This window comes from Martinezella sp. CNPSo 3795, assembly GCF_057784475.1.
Genome location: NZ_JBXSOQ010000006.1, coordinates 122,030 through 140,226, shown reverse-complemented (window position 1 = coordinate 140,226; position 18,197 = coordinate 122,030). Strand labels below are relative to the sequence as shown.

Here is an 18,197-nt window from a genome sequence, read left to right as displayed (position 1 = left end):
GCAGAAATCTTTCGGGGCAACCGGCCGATGCAATGGCAGGACCATGCGATCATTCTGGGCGTCAAACGTCTCGGCGAGACCAGCGTCGTCGCCGAGGTGATGACGCGTACCCGCGGTCGCCATATGGGATTGGTGCGATCCGGCCGCTCGCGCGCCATGCAGCCGGTGCTGCAGGCCGGCAATCTCGTCGAAGTCACCTGGCGGGCAAGACTGCATGAGCATCTCGGCGAATTTCGCATGGAGCCGGTGACACTGAGGGCTGCGCGGCTGATGGAGACAGCGACCGCTGTCTATGGCGTACAGGCGATGGCCGCTTTGCTGCGGCTGCTGCCGGAGCGCGATCCACACCCGCATCTTTACGATGCGCTCGATGTCATCCTTGAAAACCTGCAGAATCCCGCCGACGCGGGTGAACTCTTCGTGCGCTTCGAGCTTGCCGTGTTGAATGATCTTGGTTTCGGCCTCGATTTGACGGAATGCGCGGCAACTGGCGTGCGTGAGGATCTGGCTTTCGTTTCGCCGAAGTCCGGGCGTGCCGTCTGCCGGGCAGCCGGCATGCCCTGGGCGGACAAGATGTTGGCATTGCCGCCGTTTCTGACGACAGGGGCCATGATCGCCGCAGATAGGGAAAGCCTTTCCGCCGCTTTCCGTCTTACTGGCTTCTTTCTGCATCGACACGTCTACGAACCGCGCGGCATAGAGATTGCCGCGGCGCGCGACGGCTTTATGCAAGCCGCGCTGAAGGCGGTTGCCGTCGCTTCGCTGAACGAGGGCATGGCATCCCCGGGCCTTGTCGCCAAAGGCTGAGCAGTAAAAGGCCTGCACAGAGGGTCAGTTTTAGCGCCGCTTGAGTGCCCAGCCTTCCGGCCGTTCCTCGAGCACCGTCACCGTATCGCCGATCTTCACAGCGCCTTCGCCACGCGGCACGGCATTCCAGCCGAAGAGCGGGCCGGGCACGCGCCGGTCGGCGGACATGCGGATACGGCCCATGGCGGGCATCGGGTTCGGCACGTCGCGCGAGCCTGTCTGCTGATCCTGCGTCGTCATGATGCAGCGCGAACAGGGCTTGACGAGATCGAGGCGGATACCGCCGATTTCGATGGCGGCCCAGCGATCCTCCGGCCATTCCTCGTCGATATCGATGACGATGTTGGGGCGGAAGCGCTCCATGCCGACTGCACCTTCGCCGTGAGCGGCAAGATTGGCGTTGAGTGCCTTTAGCGAGCCGGTCGTCGTGACGAGGATCTGGTATCCGTCTGCAAAGGTGACAGGCGTATCCTCGCCGGCCCATTCCGGGTTGGCGATGCGCTTCGCGAGCCTGTCGAAGAACACCATCCTGACCTCGCGATCCAGCCAGGCCGACAGGGCCTTGTTGGTTTCTTCATCCGCGACGGAGGCGTTGACGGCTGATTTCCAGACGATGATATCCATGCGGTTGTCGGGGTGGGGTGGCGGCACGATGATGTCAGCCTTGCCCTCCATCTTCAGACGCAGATAGGAAGGCGCCGGCTGGATATCGATCCGGGCCAGTGCCTGCAATTCGCGCTGGGTGATGAAGTTGCCCGAGGGATCGACCAGCATGGCGCGGCGGTCACCCGCGAGACCGAAGGCATCGATGGCTGCCGACGGAATGGCGATGCCGCGGGCGCTCTTGAGGGGATAGATGAAAAGATCGCTGACGCGCATGGGTGGCCCTCAGATTTCGTCCATAAACATTGTCAGCACGGTCTTCAGCCGGTCATGCCGCGCTTCGGCAAACCTGGCCCCGGTCTCGGTCTGGAATCCATCCGCAAGTTTGAACAGCTTTGTCTCGAAATGGTCAATGGCGAAGCGCTTGTCGTCAAGCGGCCGCTCTGTCGCAAGCGGATCGAACGGGTCGTAAAGACCGGAACCGAGACGGCCTGCAATGTAGAAGCAACGTGCCGCACCGATCATGCCGATGGCATCCAGCCGGTCGGCATCCTGCAGGATCTTCGCTTCGAGCGTTTCCGGCTGCAGGTTGGCGGAGAAACTATGCGTGGTGATCGCATGCGCGGCAGCCGCAATATCGTCGTCCGCCCAGCCGAGCTGCCGCAGAATGCCCGAAGCTTTCTCGGCTGCGAGCCGCGAGGCCTGCGCGCGATGCGGCGAATTTTTTTCGACTGCAACGCAATCGTGCAGCAGCACGGCCGCGGCGAGAATACGGGCATTGCCACCTTCTTCGGCCTGGATGGCCATGGCATTGCGGAAGACGCGCAGGATATGGGCAATATCGTGCGAACCGTCATCGCCATCCGCGGCGTGGGGGATGAGATCCGCAGCCAGTGCTTCGAACGGGGCGAAAGCCCGCGCCATCTTGTCGGTATTCATGGTCGCACTTGCTCCGGGATGATCAGTCGGCAGGTTCTTTCCTCCTACCGGGCGAATGGATTCGCCGCAATCACTCCGTCGCTTTCTTGCGCGTCAGGATTCTCTGATAGAACAGGCCGATACCGATCAAGACAGCGCCAAGGCCGATGAAGGATAGCGCCCGGAGGAAGCCTTCAAGGTTCGCCATGTCGATCAGGAAGGCCTTCACGACGGCGATGAAGACCAGCACCGCCGAGGCGATCCGCAGGCTCCGGGCCTCGAGGCGGGTCCCGAGCCCGAGAAGCGCGATGCCGATCAGCAGCCAGACGACGGAATAGGAATAGAGCTCGCCCTGGATGAAACCGTTCCAGAAGGGAATGTACTCGCCCTGCCAGAAGCGCCGCACCGACAGGGTCGCCCATGCGAAGGCCATGACGGCCGCCGCGACCGCCAACATGCCGACATAGGGCAGGGGACGACGATTGCGGGCAAAGAGCGCCAGGCCGGCATAAGCGATGGCTGGCAGGAGATAGGCGAGCAGCAGCAGATTGAAGAGCGGGATGCCACCTGTGCTCTCACCCGTCATGAACGGGTTCAGCCCCAGCAGATGCAGGGTCAGGATCATGAAGACCGAAATGACGCCGAGCGCCATGCCGCCATAGCGGAAGACAGGGCTTGCGGCGCTGAGATCGAGCGCCATCAGCGTCGCCGAGGCACCGATCGCCAGCAGCGTGTAGATCGACTGTTCGCCGAGCGTCGGAACCGCATCGTTCAGGACGCCGCCATTCATGGCATGGCGCACGAGGATAGCGATCGTCAGCAACACAAGGAAGCAGGCGAGCGCCTGCAAAGCGTTGCGCAGCCGCGGGCTCTGCGAATGACGGGTGATGAAGGTGGCTAGGACGGCAAGGGCGGCCGGAATGCCGTAGCCGGCAAGCAGCATGTTGAAGACCGGTGTCGTGCCGAGTTCCGAAGGATCGACAATCGTCGGCTGCCAGGCGATGCGCCCCATGGCGATGACCAGTGCAGCAACCATGGTCCATGGCAGAACGGGCCAGTTGCGCAGCCGTTCCGCCAGCAGATAGACGATGCCGAGAACCGGCAGCAGGATCGTCGCGGTGGCATGATGCGCAAGCGTATGCAGGGCAAAGACTGCGGCGGCAAAAGAGCCGGCCGCCAGGATATTCGTCGGCAGCTTCAACGCTTCTCCGTCTCGGCGATCCTGCCATTCCGCGAGCCCGATGAGAACTAGGGCCAGTCCGATGCCGTAAAGCCCATGCAGCCAGTCGAGCGTCCAGTTGCCGAAGTTGACGAAGCTGATCGTCGCGATCGCCAGCGGCGTGGCGGCCATGACGAGGCTCCAAAGTGCGGCATAGGGTTTCTCCGCCTGGGCGAAGCGCCTGAGGAAAAAGGCGCCGATCAGTACGAAGAGGGCGCCGATGCCGAGCACTTCATAGAGCACCGTGCTCTGCAGACCGGCAGTTCCGTCCGTACCCGTGGATTCGATCCCGGCAATCCAGTTGGCCAGAATGCCGGACGCGCCGATGACGGCGACAAGCGCCGACAGGATCGTTGCCCAGGCTGCATGCAGGCGACCGGCACCGAAGGCAGCTACCGCCGCAACGATCGCCGCAAACATGAATGTGGCGTCGACAATGGGATATCCATATCGAAGGCTGTAGCTGACGATGCAGAGCGATACCGTAAGCGCGCCAATCGCCGCCGTCAGCGTCATGCCGAGCGGCGGACGGGCGAGAAACGCCGCCCATCCCATGCCGGCACTCAATTGCTGAGGCACATCATCGGCGGGCGCCGTTGCGCTGTCTTCCTTTGCTGCCTCGGAGATCGGATAGCGCCCCGGCCAGAGGAAGATGGTGCCGCCGATCATCGCAAGCATAGCAAGCGTAACCGGCGTCAGATCGACGGTGGGGCTGAAGGTGATGTAGAGCAGAGGCCAGAGGCTCAGCAGCCCATTTGCTAGGGATGGCGCGATCAGCCAGCGGCGCAGGCGGGATGCCAATAGGGTCGCAAGCCAGATCAGAACGAGATAGCTGAAGAGTGTCCAAGGGCGTGGCGCAGTCGATGCGATCAGGGCAGGGGTTGCCATTGATGCCAGCAGACCAAGGCCGGCAAGCGCCTGCCCATGCAATAGCGATAGTCCGAGCGTCGCGAGCGAGATTAGTGCGAGAAGAATGAAGGCGGTCGTGGGGCCGATGAATTCGTAAATGGCATGCGCGGCATAGGTCGCGCCGAACAGGGCAACGACGCCAGCCGCCGTCAAGACGCCAGGGATCATCGCATTCTGGAAGGCATTGTTCAGAACCGGTGCGGCGCGGCGGCGGATCACTTCACCGGCGGCAATCAGGACGAGACCGAAGAGCGCCGCAAGAACAAGCCGGACGCTGGGGCTGAGAAGACCGCTCTCGATCGAATATTTGACCATGAAGACGCCGCCGAGCGCCAGCGCGATGCCGCCGACCCAGACGGCCCAGCGTGCACCGATCGTGCTCTCCAGGCTTTCCTTCGTCTGCACGGATGTCTGGCCGGCAAGAGGCGTGGTCTCTTCCTCGACCACATCCGCGACATTGTTTGCGGCGAGGGCCGGTTGCTCGGTATCGGGCGCGGAGGTGTCTTCGATCACCGCTTTCGGCTCTTCTTCGACAGGCTGTCTAGCAGCAAGAGCCATCGAATCCGTCGCAGGAATCGATTCGCCCGTTTCCGCTGTCAGCACCTTGCCCGCGAGAGCATTTTGCAGCTCCTGAACGCGCGCTTCCAGCTGTCTTATCCTTAGGTTGTGGCCTCGCAGTACCAGGATACCAACGACCAGGATGACGAGCGGTAACAATTCCATCATGTCTTCTCCATGGGCGATCCGCTTTAGCATATACGAAACCACTCGCCGGGTAAGATTAGATAGTCAGATTCCCCTATGATTCCAGTGGATTATGCCGGATCGCCTCAAAACGGATTGCAAAGGCAACATTAGGAAATTCAGATTTACCGCTTGGGAACTATGGTTAATACTCATTAACAATTTGTCTTTACCGGCAGCGCGAAGCAGCTTAATAACGGCTCATAGTCCAACTCTGAATGTATTGCGTACAAACGACGTCGCATGAGGCGACTCCTACCTTAGGAGGTTTGTATGTCCCATGTTTCTTCCGTATCCAACAGCTCCTACCCATATCGTGGCACGCTTTCGCGCCTCGATTCGAACGGCGATGGTCTTTTGAGCCAAGAGGAACGCGCGGTGGACGAGCGCCCCGGCATTCTCGAGGCCAGCAATACCGACGCTGCTGCCAATGGTTCGAATGGTGCACTGAGCGGCTTCATTGCCAAGCTCATGCAATTGCCGGGCGCCGATATCGCTTCCACGGCCAAGTCACCGGAATCCAATGTCAATTTCGACCTGGATCTGCTGTCGCCGATGGATGCCTATAACAGCACATACGGCCAGTATGACGTCGACAGTATAGCGGCCTGACAAGCACTTTCGTCCGATGCAAGGCGATCTGCCGGAATGCCGGCAAGTCGCCTTATCATTTTGATTAGGGTCATTTTTTCCATTCGCCGGAACCCTCATGCCTGCCACGCGTTGGGCAATTGCCACGCAGAAAAGGGAGGGTGTTCCATGAAGCGGATGACGATCGTTGCTATCCTTGCCCTTGCCGCAGCCGCGCCCGCGGCAGCGCAAACCCAAAGTCAAAACACCGCCACTGCTGATTTCGTCGGCCTCGACGGTAAACAAGCCGGCCGGGCGACCTTGACCGAGGGCAAAAAGGGCGTGCTGATCGAGATGGAAGTGTCAGGCATGCCGGCCAATCGCTGGGTCGCCTTCCACATCCATGAAAACAGCCGTTGCGACCATGCGCACGGCTTCGAGTCCGCTGGTGGTCATTTCAACCCAACCAAGGCGGAACACGGCTTTCTGGCCGCCAACGGGCCGCATGCCGGCGATATGCCCAACCAGTATGTCGATCAGGATGGCAAACTGCGTGCCCAGGTCTTCAATGGTATGGTATCGCTGAACGGGAAAAACGGCATCCGCGGCCGCACGCTGATGATCCATGCCGACTCGGATGATTACCGCAGTCAACCCGTCGGCGGCGCCGGCAAGCGCCTGGCATGTGCCGTCATCCAATAGGAAGCGGTCCATAAGGAAGCGAAGATGATTCGCGCCACTGAAGCGGCGGATGCCAAGCAGCGGTTGTTTCTGCTGCGTAGGCGCCCACCGGCGATATGATTCGGTGTCTGTCAATTATGGTTAATGGTGAATTAACACCGATCTTCAACCGGCAGGGCAATCAGACCTATCCTATCTGCAGATGATTAAGCGTGCCGGGGTCTATCAAACACGCGATGGCATTTGCCGTAGGAGATTTGGATGAGCGGGGTTTCTTCAATTGGAAGCAGCATGACGGCTGCCTCGTACAGTCCCTTGGATAAGAATCAGGACGGCGTCGTGGATGCTCAGGAGCTGGAGGAGGCGGCGCAGTCCGGCCTTCTGTCGGCGAGCATGCTCAACGATGAGGATAGCAACAGCAGCAGCGATCCCAGCGCGACGGATGTCTTTTCCGGCAATCTGGCCTCGATGCTGTTGCAGATGCAGCAGAACAGCCAGTCAAGCGGTTCCACGTCGGCCGACGGCTCTTCCGGCGAATCGCCCATGGACCAGCTGTTTGCCAGCCTGGACACCGATAAGGACGGCAAAGTCTCGCAGGACGAGTTCGTCGCTGGCCGTCCGAAGGATATGAGCGAGAGCGATGCTGAAAACCTGTTCAAGAGCCTGGATACGCAAAACGCCGGCTCCCTGACCAAGGATCAATTCGCCGAGGGTCTCGATGCCCTGAAATCGTCGGATGTCGCAGCCGCCGATATGCTGTCGCTGGAGCCCGATACGAGCGACAGCAGTCCAACGGATGCCGCGACACTTGCCAAGGATCAGGCGCTGGACGTCTTGTTGAACGACATACAGGATCCGTCGTCGCTTTACCAGAATACTTATGGTCAGTATGACCCGGATCAAACGGATGTCGTCGCCGCGTGATCGCGGTTGTTCATTGCTGTGAAGCGAGCGGAGATTGCGAAACGCGGTCTCCGCTTTTTAAGCGCCGGTGCTCGAGTCGGCCAAGGGCAGCATGAAAGGTGCATTTCCGTCAGCATCTGCGCCACGGCCGATCTCTTTGACTGCAGCAACCAGCCGCCCCCGGCGTCCAAGCATGTCGTCGCCGATGGCAACGAGCCGGGCATTCGGCGTGACGAATGGCGAGCTCGCGCGCAGGCGGCGGACCAGCACAAGGTCGTTCTCCTCCGGGTGAACGGCCAAAGCTGCAATCAGTGCCGCCGCCGGCGAGCGTGAAATACCCATCCAGCAATGGATGAGCAAAGGTGCGCCTCGATCCCAACCGGTAGCGAAATCGATGATGGCGCGGACATGCGTCTCCTGCGGGGCGACGAGATCGCCGGTTCCGGCAAAGCTGATGTCGTTCATATTGAGCAGCAGATGCCGATCCGCCTTGATGACGGCGGGACGGTGAAAATTCTGCTCCTTCGCCATCAGGCTGATCATTTCGCGCGCGCCATGGCGAACGGCCATTTCGGCGATGCGCGCAAGCGGCGATACGATGATTGCTGTCACGCGCCGACCCTCATGGCGGCACGCTCTGCCTCGATCGCCTCGAAGCGCTTGAGGAACAGCCGTTGTGCCTCAATTGCCGGCATGGGGTCGATCGGCAGCATCTCGCGCGTGATGTCGCGCGGCTGGCCGAAGAATTTGCGGGCTTCATCGGGCGTGAAGCCGGCAAGCAGCGTCGCCTCGAAATAGGCCGAGATCGTATCGGCCTTCTTGATCTTTTCCTTGAGCTTTGGCGCGCAATGCGGGGGCAGGGCGAAGCGCCGGTAGATTGCCGCCTCGAGCCGCTTCTCCACGACCTTGTAATCGCCGCCGACGACGGACTTGAACGGCGATATCATGTCGCCGATCACATATTCCGGTGCGTCATGCAGCAAGGCGGCAAGCAATTCGTCGGGCGTTGCCGGATTGAGATGGCGAAAGATCGCCTCGACGACAAGGCTGTGTTGCGCCACCGAAAAGGCATGGTCGCCGGAGGTCTGTCCATTCCAACGCGCGACACGGGCAAGCCCATGCGCAATGTCGCTGATCTCGACGTCGAGCGGCGAGGGATCGAGAAGGTCGAGCCTGCGCCCGGATAACATGCGCTGCCAGGCGCGCGCGGTCGTCGCCGATGTCATGCCGACGCCTCGTCGGCGCGGGTGGGGAAGGAGAGGCCGGACCAGATCGGAAGTGACACGATGACGTCAACCTCGCCAGCCTTTATCGGAACCTCTTCGGCAATGGCTTCGCCGGCCCGGTCTATGCGGACGATGGCTAGGCCCATATTGCCGGCGGTCGAGCCGAGCGTTCCGATCGGCTTGCCGCCAACAGTCAATTCCGTGCCGGAGGGCGGCAATTCGGCCCTGCCGTTGACGATGACGACACGCCTGCGCGCCGTTCCGCGATGGTGCATGCGGGAAACCACTTCCTGGCCGATATAGCAGCCCTTGCGGAAGCCCAGTCCGCCATTCAGATCCATCAGCACGTCATGCGGGAACGCGTCCTGCAATGCGAAATCGCGGCCGGAAATGGCGATGCCGTTGTCGATACGCAGGGCGTCATAAAGTGTCTCTGGATCGCTGCCGTGCTCGCCGGGCGTCCGGGTCAGCACAATTCCCGCCCTCGCGAAGCGGCTATCCTTGGGACCGCCGGCTGTGGCATCCCCCCATGCGGCCGTGACGCCCTGCATCTCCTCCACGACGAAATCGACCTTGGCTCGCAGGCGATACATGGTGAGCCGCTTGAGCAGGCTCTCCCGCTGCGCCGTGTCCGTTTCGAGCAGAAAGCCAGGGCCGTCCCGCCAGATCATGAAGTCGAACAGGATTTTGCCCTGCGGCGTCAGCAGCCCGCCTGGGCGCGCCTCGTCGGTGCCGAGCGAGACGAGATCGGTGGTGATGAGATTGTGCAGGAACGTCTCCGCCTCCGCGCCGGCAATGCGGATGAAGGAGCGCTCTCTGAGGAATACGGCTGGCATGATGGTTCCGCTGATTTGGCCTAAAGCACGTCGCGATCTTTCAGGTCGCTTCCTGCGCTTCAGGTCTTTGTTCTTGCGCATGTCGTTGTCGCAAAACCGCTGCGCACTTTTGCGCGACATGCTTCATCACGCAGAGGTAGGGCCTTCGACGGGGAACCGCAAGTTCCCCGGCCGCATCATTCGCCCGAGGTGAAGAATTTCCAGCGGCCGTCCGGCGTGATGCCGACGCGATAAAAATTATAGCCGCCGAATTCCTGCATGTCGGCATAGTCGCCGGCCGTCACGATACGCATCAGATCGACCTTCTCCGGCGTGGAGAGTGTCTTGATGTCCTTCTCGGCGAAATAGGGCCAGACATAGACCTCATCAGGGGTTCCCTGGCCGACATGGGCAAAGCCGGTCGACATGATGTCGAGGAGAATGGACAGGATCTCGATGCCGTCGGGATCGCCTGAAAGATCATGCAGGGTCTTGATCGGATCTTCGCCGGGGTCGTCGGCGGTGACCTGCGTCTGCTTGAGCCCGCCGCCGACATTCATCAGCGGGCGCAGGCGCTCGAGATCACCGGAAGCGGCAGCCTCGACGATCGCCGCACGCAGCTTCTTTACCGGCTCCGGCGCCCTGTCGATATCGTAGAGGAATTCGACTGACTTGTTTGTGTTCGAAGCATCGCCGCTGCTCTGGCTTGCCTGCTTGTTGATCAGCGGATCGGGCATTGGCAGCGCGTTATTGGCAGGCGCTTCCAGCGCCTGCTCGATCGGCTTCTCGTTCTCTTTGGGAGTGGACTGTGCTGCGTCTTTCGCCTGGGGAGCCGGCGGGTTGAGCTGGGAAAAGGCATTGGCCGGTAGCGGCAAGGCGGTGCTGCCCAAAAGCAGGGTTACGGCAGCGAACGAGGCAATGGAACAGGTGAGCGCATTGCCTGGAAAGATACGCATTAGCAATCTCTGGGTGTTATTGCAGGGTACGGTTCGGAGAGAACTCGCCAGCGAGCATGCGTTCACGCAGCGATTCGAGCAAGGCTTCGGCGCCCTGTTCCCCTTGATTCCGGATCGTCTCGCGAATCGCGTGGGCGATGGCGGCGTCGGCGATGATTTCGGGCTCGATGCCATCTGCCATGCCGTCGGCCCAAGCTTCATTCTGGTATTCCAGCGCTGCCTGCATCTTTTCATGAACGATCATGTCGTCGATTTCGTTCAGGCTGGTTTCCATTGTTTCTTTCCTCGAGACGTTCATGTCCTTACCACTTGCTTAATAACTCTATCAGCCTTTTCCCAAAACGACACGGCTCGCTATGAAAAGAGGTTAATAAATCGTCAATTTCCAAAGCGTGCGGTGATTTCTGCCGCCAGTGTTGCACCTTCGTTACGGTATCGCTCTTCCGCGACGCGGGCCTGCGGCGTGCAATTCGTGTAAACCGATGCAAAGGACCGATATCCACGGTTGAAAGCGGCAGTGAGCGTTTCCTTTCGTTTCGGCTCGCTCTTGGTCTCCGTGTCGAGCAAGTGCTGCATGTCGCCGCGCCATCCGTCTTCCTGCGTCGGGCTGCATAGATTGCGCAAATAGTCGATCGAGCCGAGAATTTCGGAGAGCCGGGAAAGCTGCTCGTCATAGGGCGCAGGCTGCTCGGCATTCGCATTGTCGGCAGCCTGTGCCGGTGGCGCGCTTGCTGCTGGCTGTGCGGCAGCGGGAAGGGCTGCGGCAAGCGCGATGCAGATCAGAAGCGGTCGGCCAAGGCTGTTATGAATCATGTAACCATGTTGACCGGACAAGCATGACGGGAACAAGGCGCAAGGGGCGGTTTCCACGCCGATATTGCTCAGCATCGTTAATTTCGGCGCCGAGCTATGCGTTTTCTGCAGCAAGTCGTTCCACGCATTCGAGCACACTGGCGGGAACGGGCAGGGTGCGCACCTCTTCCAGCGTGTACCAGCCAATGGCGGCTGCATCGTCGGCGGCTTCGGCGACCGCGTCCTCATCGGCATCCACAAGAAAGACCGAGAGCAGGAAGTGGCTCGTCAACGTTCCGTCCGCCGCGTGAGAGCGGAGATCGTAAGTCTCGAACAGGCGAGGATTGCGGGCTGAGATGCCTGTCTCCTCCTTGAACTCGCGCAACGCCGCGTCGGCCGGTGTCTCTCCGTCTTCGGCCCGCCCTCCCGGAAAGGCGTACATATCGGCGGACGGCGGATTGCTGCGCAAGACAAGCAGGAAGCGACCGTTGCGTTCGAGAATGGCGGAGGAGGCAGGGCGAGGGTTGGAAGTCATGGATCACTTTGCATTCGGATGAAGATCGATGCGCGATGGCAAGGAGCCATCTGCGGCCCATTTCTACAGGAAACGGTGCTTGCTGTCCCATGGGAAAGCCCCTTAACTCGCTTCCAGCGGAAGCCGCGATTCTGAATGCGCCGAATACGGGGACGATCGGGAATGATCTACGGGCTATATGCTTTGGCGGCTCTTGCCGAAATTGCGGGCTGCTTTGCCTTCTGGGCGTGGCTGCGTCTGTCGAAGCCCGTCTGGTGGCTTGCACCCGGCCTTTTCTCGCTGGTGCTCTTTGCATGGCTGCTGGCGCTGGTGCCGAGCGAGGCGGCCGGCCGCACTTTTGCTGCCTATGGCGGCGTCTATATTGTTGCCTCCATTCTCTGGCTCTGGTTCGCAGAAGGGCGGCTACCGGACCGATGGGATATTTCGGGCGCCGTCATCTGCCTCGTCGGGGCGGCGGTCATTCTGCTCGGTCCGCGCGGCTGACGTTAGGCTTGACCAGCCGCTTTTCGGGTGCAACACAGGCCTGATGTGCGGACGTTTCGCTTTGACATCGACGGCAGATCACGTGGGGGAAGCGCTCGGCGTCCTGCTGAACGAGGCTTTTCCCGCGCGCTACAATATCGCGCCGACGCAGCCGATCCTTGTCGTGATATCGGGCGATCGGCAGCGACCGGGAAGCAATCTGCCGGATCGTCGCGCCTTGCTCGTGCGCTGGGGCTTTATGCCCGACTGGGTGAAGGACCCCAAGGATTTCCCGCTGCTGATCAATGCGCGGGCGGAAACGGCAATAGGTAAGGCCTCCTTCCGCGCGGCCATGCGCCATCGCCGCATCCTCATCCCGGCATCCGGCTTCTATGAATGGCATCGGCCGCCGAAGGAAAGCGGCGAGAAGCCGCAAGCCTACTGGATCCGCCCCCGTAGCGGCGGCGTCATCGCTTTTGCCGGACTGATGGAAACCTGGTCGTCGGCAGATGGTTCCGAGATCGATACGGGTGCGATCCTGACGACGGCGGCAAACAGCGCCATTCGATCCATCCATGACCGCATGCCCGTCGTCATCAAGCCGGAGGATTTCGCCCGCTGGCTCGATTGCAAGACGCAGGAGCCTCGCGATGTGCTTGGTCTGATGAAGCCGGTCCAGGAGGATTTTTTCGAGGCGATTCCGGTTTCGGATCGCGTCAACAAAGTTGCCAATATGGGGCCGGATGTGCAGACACCCGTGGTGCTCTATCCGGTCAGGAAACCGCCGAAAAAGACGGATCCGGACGATGGCCAACTAAGCCTTCTCTGAGCGGCCGCCATTTTAGCGGCCAGTGAACGGAAATGCTGCCTGCCGGCATTGGTCGGCGGTGGGCAGAACTATATTCTCAGGCGATCTTCTTCTTGAGAGGCTTTGTCTTCAGCATCAGATGGGCTGCAAGAACGGCCTTCAGCCCCAGCGGACGATAATGCTTGCTGGGATCGATCTTTGCCTGCGGTTGTGCCGGCTGGTCCTTTTTCTGCGTCATGTTTCACTCCTCACCACGCTCCCACGGAGCATTTTTCGATTCACAGTCGAGTAGTGCTTTTTGTCGTAAATCATGACAAATCGAAGGCGTTTTCCAATCAGCTTTTGTAAACAACGACCATATTTCGAGAGATTAGCGCCGAAACCTCGTGTAGAATCCGCACTGCCGCAATGTTTGAATCTGCGGAAATATCGCGCCGAGCTGGCTTTCCATTGCGCCGATGAGCGACCGCCATGTCTCTGATTGATAAGGGAGACTTACAGACTAGCGGTTGCAGCGCGGCAGTGCCGCCAGAGGGCTGTTGTGCAGCGGTTTGATATGCTGGTCCTAGATATGTCGGCCGATGTCGTCGTTGGAATCGTCGACATTGGGATCGGCGGGGCCATTGATGGTGTAGGTGCCGTATTTCTTTGCCCAGGAGCGTGCGCCGAAGGGTAGGGACAGCAAATAGATGACGACGGTCACGACCATGACATGCCACGTATAGCTCATCAGCAGCGCGACATAGACGACGAGGCCGAGCATGATCGGCAGCACCAGATCGCGCCTTACGCCGTTGCCTTCCGATTTGCCGGACCATACGGGCAATCGGCTGACCAGCAGGAAGCCGATGAGAACCGTGTAGGCTGCGCCCCATAAGGCGAAGGTGCGGTCCGGCGTAAGGCCGAGAAAGCCGAGATAAACAGGCAGCAGCACCAGCATGGCGCCGGCAGGCGCCGGTACGCCGACGAAATATTCGGATTGCCACGAGGCTTTATGCTCGCGTTCAGCCATGACATTGAAGCGGGCGAGCCGCAATCCGGCGGCGATCGTATAGATCAACGCCGCGATCCAGCCGAGCGAGCGGGCCTGGTCGAGCAGGAACACGTAGACGACAAGGGCCGGCGCAACGCCGAAATTGACGATATCGGCGAGCGAATCCATCTGCGCGCCGAATTTCGAGGTGGCCTTCATCAGCCGCGCGACGCGCCCGTCGATGCCGTCGAGGAAGGCGGCAACCAGCACCGCCACGACGGCGAGCTCGTAACGGTTTTCGAAAGCGAGGCGAATGCCCGTCAGGCCCGAGCAGATCGCCAGCACGGTGATCATGTTCGGCACAATCAGCCGCAACGGAATTTCCCGGAGACGCGGTCCACGCGCTTCGTCATTGGGCCCGTGCGGCTCGAAAGGCGGAAAAGGCGTCTTCATCTCGCTCGTGTTCCTACACTTCAGCTGCGGCGGCTAAGGGTTGCGCCCTTGGCCGAGCCGAATTCGGCAATGACGGTTTCGCCGGCGATCGCCCGCTGACCGACGGCAACGCGCGGCGCAGCGCCTTCCGGCAGGAAGACATCGAGGCGCGAGCCGAAGCGGATGAGGCCGATGCGCTCGCCGGCATCCAGCGGCTCGTTCGGATGGACGAAGCAAAGAATGCGGCGGGCAACGAGGCCGGCAATCTGCACCACGCCGATTTCGCCATGCTTCGTTTCGATCACGAGGCCGTTGCGTTCATTCTGTTCGCTGGCCTTGTCGAGTTCGGCATTGAGGAAGCTGCCCTGGCGATAGGCGACGTTGGTGATGCGACCGCGCATCGGCGAACGGTTCACATGGCAATCGAAGACATTCATGAAGATCGAGATACGCAGCATCGGCTGGCTGCCGAGATTGAGCTCGGCCGGCGGCGTCACCATCTGCACGCTCGAAACCTTGCCGTCGGCAGGCGATATCGCCAGATCATCGTCCTGAGGCGTCATGCGTTCGGGATCGCGGAAGAAATAGGCACACCACAGCGTCAGGATCAGGCCGATCCAGAAGAGCGGCTTGAAGATCCAACCGAGCACCAGCGACGCGACGAAGAAGCCTGCAACGAAGGGATAGCCCTCCTTGTGTATGGGAACGATGACGTTGCGTACGCTGTTCATCAAGCTCATCTATGGCCTACTCCGTTAGGGCATGCTCACCAGGAACCGGGCTCCGGTTCTTCGGCAAGATCACGCCAGTCAAAAGAATGAGAACAAGATAAGCGGTCTTGCTCTGAATACCAGTCGAGCGTGACTACAGGCAAACTCTGTCATGGGCAATGCTTTCGCGCGCTCGTCCTCAACGCAATCCGCGTCGAGCAAGATGCCAACGTTCCCCTGACTTGAAAAGTGCAGCCTGTGGAAACCCGTGCGGGACGCAATGAAAAGGCCGCCGATGGCGGCGGCCTCCTGTGTCCCGCGTCGGCCGATCGGAAATCAGAGGCCGAGAGCAGCGCGCAGTTCAGCCTTGGCGCCCTCATACTCGGTCTTGTAGTCCTCATGCGTCATGATGGTTTCGGCGATGACGGTGCCTGCAATGCGGCCAGCTTCGATATCGGAAGCATAGTGGATGCCGCCGACGATACGGTTGTGGCCGTATTCCCAGGCGCGAGCCATGATGGCGGCGCGCTTTTCCGGCACCATGTTGGCAAGCACAATGCCCATCAGCGTGCCGACCGTGGTGTGGCCGGACGGATAGGAGCCGGACTTGGAGAGCGGCACGATCGGCTTGACGAGGTCGCTGTAGAGATGCGGACGCGGACGCTTCCAGACATCCTTGGCGGGATCGACGACGGCGCCTTCGGTCTCGACGACGCGATCGAAGAAGGCCGAAAACTTCGGCAGGTTTTCCTTGGTGAATTTCGGATTGTCGATGACGTCGGAGAAGCGCCAGACGTTCTCTTCGGCATCGGCCACGGCGCGAGCCGCCATTTCCGGCGTGCGGGTCACCTGGATCGTCAGGATTTCGCCGAGCTCAGCCTTCATCTGTGCGGAATCATTGGCGGGCGGAGGCGGCAGCAGATCGAGGAGGTTGATCTCCTTGGCATCGGTGAAAGGCTTGGCATCTTCGGCGAAAACCGGCGAGGCGAGGCCGACGATGAGCAACAGGCTGAAAGCTTTGGCAAAACTACGCATTTGAGGGGCTCCGTTGAAAAGACCCTCGTACCTAGCAAGCTGTCATCTCAGTCTCGTGACAACAATCGGTGCATAACCGCTGCGCACCCGATGCTGTCATGGGCGGCGGAATTCCATGCTTCTACGGGTTTTCTCAGCTTGCCGGCGCCAGTCGGTCGACAACGCCGAGATCGTCGTTTTCGCGTACCTGTTTCAGATGCTCCTCCGCCTGCGTTGCCTCGCGCTGGCGGCTCCACATGGACGCATAAAGCCCGTTCCGCGCCAGAAGCTCGGCATGCGTGCCGCGCTCGGCGATCACGCCGCTTTTCAGCACGATGATCTCATCTGCTCCGATGACGGTCGACAGGCGGTGAGCGATGACAAGCGTCGTACGGTTCTTGGAGACGACATCGAGGGCAGCCTGTATTTCGCGCTCGGTCGTCGTGTCGAGTGCCGAGGTCGCCTCGTCGAGGATCAGGACCGGCGGCGCCTTGAGAATGGTGCGCGCGATCGCGACGCGCTGCTTCTCGCCGCCAGACAATTTGAGGCCACGCTCGCCGACCTTGGTCTCGAAGCCTTCCGGCAGATTGCGGATGAACTCGCCGATCTGCGCGATCTCCGCGGCCGCGGTAACTTCCCCTTCGCTGGCGCTCGGACGGCCATAGCGGATGTTGTAGGCGATGGTATCGTTGAAGAGCACGGTATCCTGCGGCACCATGCCGATGACCTTGCGCAGGCTCTTCTGCGTGACGGTTCGCAGATCCTGGCCGTCGATGGTGATCGTGCCGTCCTGCACATCGTAGAAACGATAGAGCAGGCGCGACAGCGTCGATTTACCGGCGCCTGAAGGCCCGACCACGGCGACCGTCTTGCCAGCCGGCACCTCAAAGGAAATGCCCTTCAGGATCGGCCGCGCGGGATCATAGGCGAAATGCACGTCCTTGAATGCGATTGCGCCATTACCGATGACGAGCTCCTTGGCGTCAGGCGCATCGACCACCTCGGGCTTGACCTCGAGCAGGTCGAACATCTCCTCGATATCGGTCAGGCCCTGGCGTATTTCGCGATAGACGAAGCCGATGAAGTTGAGCGGTACGGAGAGCTGCAGCAGCATCGCGTTGATGAAGACGAAGTCGCCGACCGTGTGATGGCCGTTCAGGACGGACCAGCCCGACATGACCATCATCACTGTCGTGCCAAGGCCAAAGATTAAGCCTTGGCCGAAGTTAAGCCAACCAAGCGACGTCCAGACGCTGGTGGCTGCCTTTTCATATCGCTCCATCGATTGATCGAAGCGTTTGGCTTCCATCTCCTCGTTGCCGAAATATTTGACCGTCTCGAAGTTCAGCAGCGAATCGATCGCCTTGGTGTTGGCATCGGTATCGCTGTTGTTCATCGTCCGGCGGATGGAGATGCGCCAGTCACTCGCCTTGACGGTGAACCAGATGTAGAGCCAGACCGTGACGGCCGTGACGGCGAGATAGGAAAAGCCATAGCCGCGCCAGAAGATGATGGCGGTCAGCAGGAATTCGATGAAGGTCGGAAACGTGTTGAGGATCGTGAAGCGGACGATCGTCTCGATGCCCTTGGTGCCGCGCTCGATGATGCGCGAGAGGCCTCCGGTCTTGCGCTCCAGATGGAAACGCAGCGAGAGCTCGTGCATGTGCACGAAGGTTCTGTAGGCGAGCTGGCGCACCGCATATTGGCCGACGCTCGCAAACAGGGCATCGCGCAGCTGGTTGAGGCCGAGCTGGATCAGACGCGTCGCGTTCGTGGCGATGATCAAAGCGATGGCGCCGACCAGGAAAGCAGGCAGAATGCCTTGCATGTCGAGCTTGCCGTTCAGCGCATCGACGGACCATTTGAAGAAGTAGGGGACCAGCAGCAGGAAAAATTTCGAGACCAGCAGGAAGACGGTTGCCCAGACCACCCGCATTTTCAGATCCATACGCCCGCTCGGCCACATATAGGGCCAGAGATTGACGATCGTGTTCAATGGATTGCGGGAATCCGCCGATATGGTTTTCTTCTGGCCTGCCATGTCCGTCTCCGGCGAATGATTGGGCAGCCGGATGTGGCAGCGTTTGCACAGCCGACTGGCAAGCCTTCATAGCCAAGAC

The 18,197-nt window shown here is 60.4% G+C and carries 21 protein-coding genes; 6 read left to right on the top strand and 15 right to left on the bottom strand.

Annotated features, from left to right (window positions below; genetic code table 11):
- Positions 1-27 precede the first annotated feature (27 nt).
- Positions 28-807 carry a DNA repair protein RecO gene (gene recO, locus AC13QY_RS18625; protein WP_069616149.1) on the top strand — a complete coding sequence of 260 codons (780 nt, stop codon included), beginning with the start codon at positions 28-30 and terminating at the stop codon, positions 805-807.
- A gap of 30 nt (positions 808-837) precedes the next feature.
- On the opposite strand, the gene AC13QY_RS18620 is transcribed toward recO, so the two are convergent.
- From AC13QY_RS18620 to AC13QY_RS18610, 3 genes are all read right to left on the bottom strand, one after another.
- On the bottom strand, positions 838-1,686 hold the full coding sequence (locus AC13QY_RS18620) for an MOSC domain-containing protein (RefSeq protein ID WP_113351665.1): 849 nt from the start codon (positions 1,684-1,686) through the stop codon (positions 838-840).
- Between the two features lie 9 nt (positions 1,687-1,695).
- On the bottom strand, positions 1,696-2,349 hold the full coding sequence (locus AC13QY_RS18615; protein WP_371864907.1) for an HD domain-containing protein: 654 nt from the start codon (positions 2,347-2,349) through the stop codon (positions 1,696-1,698).
- A 70-nt stretch (positions 2,350-2,419) separates the two neighbouring features.
- The gene (locus tag AC13QY_RS18610; RefSeq protein ID WP_113352015.1) at positions 2,420-5,179 is read right to left on the bottom strand and encodes a DUF2339 domain-containing protein; all 2,760 of its coding nucleotides are present in this window, start codon (positions 5,177-5,179) and stop codon (positions 2,420-2,422) included.
- A gap of 294 nt (positions 5,180-5,473) precedes the next feature.
- Between AC13QY_RS18610 and AC13QY_RS18605 the strand changes: the two genes are divergently transcribed.
- The 3 genes from AC13QY_RS18605 to AC13QY_RS18595 all read left to right on the top strand — a co-directional run bounded on the left by AC13QY_RS18605 (position 5,474) and on the right by AC13QY_RS18595 (position 7,375).
- Positions 5,474-5,812: a hypothetical protein gene (locus tag AC13QY_RS18605; protein ID WP_113351666.1), complete on the top strand. Its 339-nt coding sequence runs from the start codon at positions 5,474-5,476 to the stop codon at positions 5,810-5,812.
- A gap of 147 nt (positions 5,813-5,959) precedes the next feature.
- Entirely contained in the window at positions 5,960-6,472 is a 513-nt protein-coding gene (locus AC13QY_RS18600) for a superoxide dismutase family protein (RefSeq protein ID WP_113390074.1), read from the top strand.
- Positions 6,473-6,742: 270 nt separating this feature from the next.
- Entirely contained in the window at positions 6,743-7,375 is a 633-nt protein-coding gene (locus AC13QY_RS18595) for an EF-hand domain-containing protein (protein ID WP_233788689.1), read from the top strand.
- A gap of 57 nt (positions 7,376-7,432) precedes the next feature.
- Here the strand turns inward: AC13QY_RS18595 and AC13QY_RS18590 are convergent, their stop codons facing one another.
- The 7 genes from AC13QY_RS18590 to AC13QY_RS18560 form a co-directional block, all read right to left on the bottom strand.
- On the bottom strand, positions 7,433-7,966 hold the full coding sequence (locus AC13QY_RS18590; protein WP_113329115.1) for a tyrosine phosphatase family protein: 534 nt from the start codon (positions 7,964-7,966) through the stop codon (positions 7,433-7,435).
- Positions 7,963-8,580 carry a YfbR-like 5'-deoxynucleotidase gene (locus AC13QY_RS18585; RefSeq protein ID WP_113329114.1) on the bottom strand — a complete coding sequence of 206 codons (618 nt, stop codon included), beginning with the start codon at positions 8,578-8,580 and terminating at the stop codon, positions 7,963-7,965. Before AC13QY_RS18585 ends, AC13QY_RS18590 begins: the two co-directional genes overlap by 4 nt.
- Positions 8,577-9,416, bottom strand: coding sequence for a CAF17-like 4Fe-4S cluster assembly/insertion protein YgfZ (ygfZ, locus tag AC13QY_RS18580; protein ID WP_113352016.1), 840 nt, complete (start codon positions 9,414-9,416; stop codon positions 8,577-8,579). Before ygfZ ends, AC13QY_RS18585 begins: the two co-directional genes overlap by 4 nt.
- Before the next feature lie 176 nt (positions 9,417-9,592).
- Positions 9,593-10,351 carry a hypothetical protein gene (locus tag AC13QY_RS18575; protein WP_488493782.1) on the bottom strand — a complete coding sequence of 253 codons (759 nt, stop codon included), beginning with the start codon at positions 10,349-10,351 and terminating at the stop codon, positions 9,593-9,595.
- 16 nt (positions 10,352-10,367) lie between these two features.
- On the bottom strand, positions 10,368-10,625 hold the full coding sequence (locus AC13QY_RS18570; protein ID WP_068385602.1) for a hypothetical protein: 258 nt from the start codon (positions 10,623-10,625) through the stop codon (positions 10,368-10,370).
- Positions 10,626-10,729: 104 nt separating this feature from the next.
- The gene (locus AC13QY_RS18565; protein ID WP_488493781.1) at positions 10,730-11,164 is read right to left on the bottom strand and encodes a TIGR02301 family protein; all 435 of its coding nucleotides are present in this window, start codon (positions 11,162-11,164) and stop codon (positions 10,730-10,732) included.
- Positions 11,165-11,258: 94 nt separating this feature from the next.
- Positions 11,259-11,678 (bottom strand): NUDIX hydrolase, encoded by a 420-nt coding sequence (locus AC13QY_RS18560; protein ID WP_069616156.1) that lies wholly within the window; start codon positions 11,676-11,678, stop codon positions 11,259-11,261.
- A gap of 162 nt (positions 11,679-11,840) precedes the next feature.
- On the opposite strand from AC13QY_RS18560, the gene AC13QY_RS18555 reads away from it, so the two are divergent.
- Together AC13QY_RS18555 and AC13QY_RS18550 are read left to right on the top strand one after the other, a co-directional pair.
- Entirely contained in the window at positions 11,841-12,161 is a 321-nt protein-coding gene (locus AC13QY_RS18555) for a YnfA family protein (protein ID WP_113351671.1), read from the top strand.
- 43 nt (positions 12,162-12,204) lie between these two features.
- The gene (locus AC13QY_RS18550) at positions 12,205-12,969 is read left to right on the top strand and encodes an SOS response-associated peptidase (RefSeq protein ID WP_113351672.1); all 765 of its coding nucleotides are present in this window, start codon (positions 12,205-12,207) and stop codon (positions 12,967-12,969) included.
- A 76-nt stretch (positions 12,970-13,045) separates the two neighbouring features.
- Here AC13QY_RS18550 and AC13QY_RS18545 read toward each other — a convergent pair whose 3' ends face one another.
- The 5 genes from AC13QY_RS18545 to AC13QY_RS18525 all read right to left on the bottom strand — a co-directional run bounded on the left by AC13QY_RS18545 (position 13,046) and on the right by AC13QY_RS18525 (position 18,118).
- The gene (locus AC13QY_RS18545) at positions 13,046-13,186 is read right to left on the bottom strand and encodes a hypothetical protein (RefSeq protein WP_015339320.1); all 141 of its coding nucleotides are present in this window, start codon (positions 13,184-13,186) and stop codon (positions 13,046-13,048) included.
- A 327-nt stretch (positions 13,187-13,513) separates the two neighbouring features.
- Positions 13,514-14,374: a CDP-diacylglycerol--serine O-phosphatidyltransferase gene (gene pssA, locus AC13QY_RS18540; RefSeq protein WP_015339321.1), complete on the bottom strand. Its 861-nt coding sequence runs from the start codon at positions 14,372-14,374 to the stop codon at positions 13,514-13,516.
- A 20-nt stretch (positions 14,375-14,394) separates the two neighbouring features.
- A complete protein-coding gene (locus tag AC13QY_RS18535) occupies positions 14,395-15,093 on the bottom strand; it encodes a phosphatidylserine decarboxylase (protein WP_113329110.1) in 699 nt (232 codons plus the stop codon).
- A 306-nt stretch (positions 15,094-15,399) separates the two neighbouring features.
- On the bottom strand, positions 15,400-16,098 hold the full coding sequence (locus AC13QY_RS18530) for an acid phosphatase (RefSeq protein ID WP_113351673.1): 699 nt from the start codon (positions 16,096-16,098) through the stop codon (positions 15,400-15,402).
- Positions 16,099-16,231: 133 nt separating this feature from the next.
- On the bottom strand, positions 16,232-18,118 hold the full coding sequence (locus tag AC13QY_RS18525) for an ABCB family ABC transporter ATP-binding protein/permease (protein ID WP_488493780.1): 1,887 nt from the start codon (positions 18,116-18,118) through the stop codon (positions 16,232-16,234).
- Positions 18,119-18,197: the final 79 nt, after the last annotated feature.

What these genes read in the sequence shown, in the direction of transcription:
- AC13QY_RS18600 (WP_113390074.1), top strand. Translation starts at nt 5,960, where the DNA reads ATGAAGCGGATGACGATCGTTGCTATCCTTGCCCTTGCCGCAGCCGCG.
- AC13QY_RS18555 (WP_113351671.1), top strand. Translation starts at nt 11,841, where the DNA reads ATGATCTACGGGCTATATGCTTTGGCGGCTCTTGCCGAAATTGCGGGC.
- AC13QY_RS18595 (WP_233788689.1), top strand. Translation starts at nt 6,743, where the DNA reads ATGACGGCTGCCTCGTACAGTCCCTTGGATAAGAATCAGGACGGCGTC.
- ygfZ (WP_113352016.1), bottom strand. Translation starts at nt 9,416, where the DNA reads ATGCCAGCCGTATTCCTCAGAGAGCGCTCCTTCATCCGCATTGCCGGC.
- AC13QY_RS18560 (WP_069616156.1), bottom strand. Translation starts at nt 11,678, where the DNA reads ATGACTTCCAACCCTCGCCCTGCCTCCTCCGCCATTCTCGAACGCAAC.
- AC13QY_RS18620 (WP_113351665.1), bottom strand. Translation starts at nt 1,686, where the DNA reads ATGCGCGTCAGCGATCTTTTCATCTATCCCCTCAAGAGCGCCCGCGGC.
- AC13QY_RS18610 (WP_113352015.1), bottom strand. Translation starts at nt 5,179, where the DNA reads ATGGAATTGTTACCGCTCGTCATCCTGGTCGTTGGTATCCTGGTACTG.
- AC13QY_RS18570 (WP_068385602.1), bottom strand. Translation starts at nt 10,625, where the DNA reads ATGGAAACCAGCCTGAACGAAATCGACGACATGATCGTTCATGAAAAG.
- AC13QY_RS18565 (WP_488493781.1), bottom strand. Translation starts at nt 11,164, where the DNA reads ATGATTCATAACAGCCTTGGCCGACCGCTTCTGATCTGCATCGCGCTT.
- AC13QY_RS18535 (WP_113329110.1), bottom strand. Translation starts at nt 15,093, where the DNA reads ATGAGCTTGATGAACAGCGTACGCAACGTCATCGTTCCCATACACAAG.
- AC13QY_RS18545 (WP_015339320.1), bottom strand. Translation starts at nt 13,186, where the DNA reads ATGACGCAGAAAAAGGACCAGCCGGCACAACCGCAGGCAAAGATCGAT.
- AC13QY_RS18530 (WP_113351673.1), bottom strand. Translation starts at nt 16,098, where the DNA reads ATGCGTAGTTTTGCCAAAGCTTTCAGCCTGTTGCTCATCGTCGGCCTC.
- AC13QY_RS18575 (WP_488493782.1), bottom strand. Translation starts at nt 10,351, where the DNA reads ATGCGTATCTTTCCAGGCAATGCGCTCACCTGTTCCATTGCCTCGTTC.
- AC13QY_RS18550 (WP_113351672.1), top strand. Translation starts at nt 12,205, where the DNA reads ATGTGCGGACGTTTCGCTTTGACATCGACGGCAGATCACGTGGGGGAA.
- AC13QY_RS18605 (WP_113351666.1), top strand. Translation starts at nt 5,474, where the DNA reads ATGTCCCATGTTTCTTCCGTATCCAACAGCTCCTACCCATATCGTGGC.
- AC13QY_RS18615 (WP_371864907.1), bottom strand. Translation starts at nt 2,349, where the DNA reads ATGAATACCGACAAGATGGCGCGGGCTTTCGCCCCGTTCGAAGCACTG.
- pssA (WP_015339321.1), bottom strand. Translation starts at nt 14,374, where the DNA reads ATGAAGACGCCTTTTCCGCCTTTCGAGCCGCACGGGCCCAATGACGAA.
- AC13QY_RS18585 (WP_113329114.1), bottom strand. Translation starts at nt 8,580, where the DNA reads ATGACATCGGCGACGACCGCGCGCGCCTGGCAGCGCATGTTATCCGGG.
- AC13QY_RS18525 (WP_488493780.1), bottom strand. Translation starts at nt 18,118, where the DNA reads ATGGCAGGCCAGAAGAAAACCATATCGGCGGATTCCCGCAATCCATTG.
- recO (WP_069616149.1), top strand. Translation starts at nt 28, where the DNA reads ATGCAATGGCAGGACCATGCGATCATTCTGGGCGTCAAACGTCTCGGC.